Consider the following 1,106-nt stretch of genomic DNA (forward strand, 5'->3'; position numbering starts at 1 on the left):
CACTTGTCCTCGGGGGCCTCTTCGCCGTGCCGACCGTATTTGTGCTGATCGCCGCCACCCGCATGGCTTTCGACGCTGAGACGGATCCGGCGAACCAGTAAGCCTGGCGGCCCTTGGCGCGGTCGCGATCACAAAGGGGTCGCGACCGCAGTGACGACACATTTCTGCGCCAAAGGCGGTCGAAGCAACTTTTGACGACGAACAGCGTAGGGACGCCGGTTCGGGAGATAGGGACATGGACAGACTGCAATTCGAGGTTCCGGTGCGCATAGCACCCGCGCCCGGCCTGCCGGTCGAGGAGATCTACAGCGTCGAACAGGCGCTCGATATTCTTCAGGGCTGGCCTGTGCGCCGTCAGGGCCCGATCTATCAGAAGGCGTTCAACGCCTGCTTTGGCGCCACGGTGGACGTGGTCAAGACCGAAGACGCCTGCCGGGCGTTCATGGCGTTTTGTCGTGCAAGCGGACTGATGGCCAAGGACATGATGATGCCGCGCAAGCGTGGCGGCGAGGCGAGAACGCTGCAGGCTTGAGGGCCGTCCACCGTTTTCACCTGCCCCAATTGAAATGCCGACGATCGCGTTTGAACGCACACGGCGATGCCGGGGGCGGATCTGGACGCGTCAATGCCAGCGCCGTTAAGCTTCCGTTTCCACATTCGCGGCTACGCCATTGCTTGTTCAGCAATGGTTGATTCGTTGCGTCAGTTCATGGTTCGGAAGATGTCCCCAGAAAAAGTCCGCGCATTCCCGATTGATCGTCAAACAGTGTTGGTGAGGGAAGTCGCCGCCAAACTCGACAACCTGCATGGCGATACCGCCACTTCGTTCTGGAGGGCCAAGGCGTCGGAGTTGCTCGATCTCGTTGTCGGATCCGGCAGAGACAAAATAGCGGCCAGCGATGAAGTGCGCAGATTCTTCCTTGCCGTACAGCGCGAGATGTCGGCCAGAGCGGCCGCCGGGGCGACACCGATTCTATCCGCTTGAAGTCCGGGCCATCCGGCAAGCCGGGGCACGTGTAACTCGCTGCGCAGTTGCCCTATTAGCAAATGGTAAACTATCTCCGGGCGCGAGCTTTTGCTCACCGAGCTGTCCTGTGCGCGTTGAT

At 60.8% G+C, this 1,106-nt stretch carries 2 protein-coding genes; both read left to right on the plus strand.

From position 1 onward, the window contains the following. Positions 1–235: 235 nt before the first annotated feature. Positions 236–532, plus strand: coding sequence for a DUF982 domain-containing protein (locus ACXJ7R_RS33820; RefSeq protein ID WP_457155586.1), 297 nt, complete (start codon positions 236–238; stop codon positions 530–532). Positions 533–625: 93 nt separating this feature from the next. Then, positions 626–985: a DUF6074 family protein gene (locus tag ACXJ7R_RS33825; RefSeq protein ID WP_457155587.1), complete on the plus strand. Its 360-nt coding sequence runs from the start codon at positions 626–628 to the stop codon at positions 983–985. The last annotated feature ends 121 nt before the right edge of the window (positions 986–1,106 follow it).

This window comes from Mesorhizobium sp. P5_C1 (genome assembly GCF_054049815.1).